General features: G+C 32.0%; 1 protein-coding gene. It reads left to right on the top strand.

Translation table 11 applies throughout. The features are described 5' to 3' along the window. Positions 1-156: 156 nt before the first annotated feature. A complete protein-coding gene (locus ACIR131C_RS0107165) occupies positions 157-2325 on the top strand; it encodes a tetratricopeptide repeat protein (protein WP_028089647.1) in 2169 nt (722 codons plus the stop codon). Positions 2326-2487: the final 162 nt, after the last annotated feature.

Below are 2487 nucleotides of genomic sequence, written 5' to 3'. Positions count from 1 at the left end.
CTTTTGCTATCAGACTGGGAATTCATTCCCAGTTGGGCAAAGTAAACTAACTCAAGTTGCTAGGGAATTCATTCCCAGTCGGGCTATGAGTTTTACGTTAATCTGACACCAATTAGCATTGCTAAACTCCTACATTTATTTACTTCAAATTATCTTATGAACTTTAACAACTTTGACAAACAAATAAATATCCAACAAGACGGAGAAGGTAATGTTATAAATAACATCTTTCCTAGTACAACACAATATTTAAAAGGAAACCCTTTCAAACCACCCCAACCCCGTGAAGGTGGACTGTTTGGACGGGAAAAAGAATTAGAAAAACTCCATGAATTATTGCAAAGTGGTAAAAACGTTTGTGTTGTTTCTGGAATGGGAGGAATTGGGAAAACTGGACTGGTGCGAGAATATGCAAATCTACCAGAATGTATATCATTATTTACTGGTGGAGTCTATTATATTGATGTCAGAGATAGGGAAAATATGGCTGGGGAAATTATCGCTTTGACTAAATGGCGATTTAAAGCAGATTTACCAGCAAATTTATCTACTCAACAAATGGTAACGGCTTGTTGGCAACAATGGAAATATCAAACAGAAAATGTATTATTGATTTTTGATGATGTATCTAGTTTAAATAAAGATATCGAATCCTATTTACCACCAAAGGATTTAGTTTCTCTGCGAGTATTGATGACTTCGCGGGAAACACCAGATAAACGCATTGCGGAAAAATTAGAATTAGAAGTTTTGTCAGAAGCAGCAGCAGTAGATTTATTAGCTGCAATTATTGGACAAAAAAGAATTAATGCAGAACCAGAAGAGGCTAAACTACTTTGTTATGAGTTGGGATATTTGCCTTTAGCTTTAGAATTGGTAGGATATTATTTAGATGATGAAGATTATCAGGATTTATCACTGTTAGCAATGCGTGGTAAATTGCAAGAGAAAATTAAACATTCTGCACTGTCACCAGAACAAGTACCGGCAGGAATGCAAGCAAAAAGAGGTTTACAAGCTGCATTTGATTTAAGTTGGGAAGAATTAAAATCAGAAGCTAAACATCTTGCTTGTGTTTTAGCTGCTTTTGCACCTTATCCTATTCGTTGGGATTTGGTTATTAAAATTTATCAACAGTTGCAAGGTGAATCATTTAATCATGATAATTTAAAAGACCGTTGGTTAAAATCTTTAAGAAAACTGCATTTGGTGATAACTGTTGACAAAGATATTTATAATTTACATTTGTTAATTCACGATTATTTTTATGAACAGTTAAAACAGCACTTGAACTTTAGCCAAATTAAACAAGTATTTTGTGATGTTTTTGCTCTAGTTGCTAGTAGTATTAATCCACCAATTAATTTAATAACATTCAATTTAATTGAACCACATCTAGAAAAGACAATTGCTTGGTGGGAAAATAAAGCAAGTATTAAATTTGCTGTTAGTTTAAATGGGTTAGCATGGTTATACCATTCTCAAGGAAAATACAATAAAGCAGAACCTCTCTATCTTTGGTCTTTAGAAATAAAAAAATGCCAACTAGGTAAAGAGCATCTTGATGTAGCAAAAATTTTAAATGAGTTAGGATTAATGTATGCTTGCCAAAAACTTTATACTAAAGCAGAATTTCTCATTTGTCAGTCTTTAGAAATCAGAAAACGCCAACTCGGTACAGATAATCTTGATGTTGCTCAAAGTCTTAATAATTTAGCATTATTGTACCATTGTCAAGGACTATACAATTATGCTAAACCTCTTTATTTAAAAGCTTTAAATATCAGAAAACGCCAACTAGGTAATGATCATTCTGATGTTGCACAAAGTCTCCATAATTTAGCTTTATTTTATAAAGATCAAGGACAATATAACAAAGATCAAGAACAATATAACAAAGCAAAACTTTACTATCTTCAATCTTTAAGAATACGTAAAAGTCAACTTGGTGTAGAACATTCTGATGTAGCACAAAGTTATTACAATTTTGCATTTTTATATGAAGCACAAAATAAATATAAAAAAGCTAAAAAGTTATTTAATAAAGCATTAGCAATATATAAAAAAGAATTAGGAAATGAACACCCTAATACGCAAAATGCAGCAGTTATGGTAAAAGTCTTATATATCATGGAGCTTTTGCAATGTAACAAAGATACATTGTTTAGTATTCTTGAAGCACTTGCAAAACAAGCAAACCTTCCAGAACTAAATACAGAGACAGCATTAACTTTCCTAGAGCAAATAGAAAATAATCCTGAGTTATTGTCATTTATTCGGGAATCTTTGCAGCAGCAAACAGAAGCATCAGATGACGATACATAAAGAAATGATTGTCATACAATCTTAAAGTTGTCTGAATCAGGTGGTTATCGAGCAAAGTCGAGATAATATCCAGGATTATAGGATGTACAGGATTATAAGTGTCAAAATACTTGATAAATTACTAAAATCCTGCATAAACTCATGCTTGAGTTAAATCAATAT

Origin of the sequence: Dolichospermum circinale AWQC131C (genome assembly GCF_000426905.1) — a bacterium.
GTDB lineage: Bacteria > Cyanobacteriota > Cyanobacteriia > Cyanobacteriales > Nostocaceae > Dolichospermum > Dolichospermum circinale.
This window is presented reverse-complemented; position numbering and strand designations above follow the sequence as displayed.

Excerpts from the sequence above, each read along its gene's own strand:
- ACIR131C_RS0107165 (WP_028089647.1), top strand. The coding sequence starts at position 157 with ATGAACTTTAACAACTTTGACAAACAAATAAATATCCAACAAGACGGA.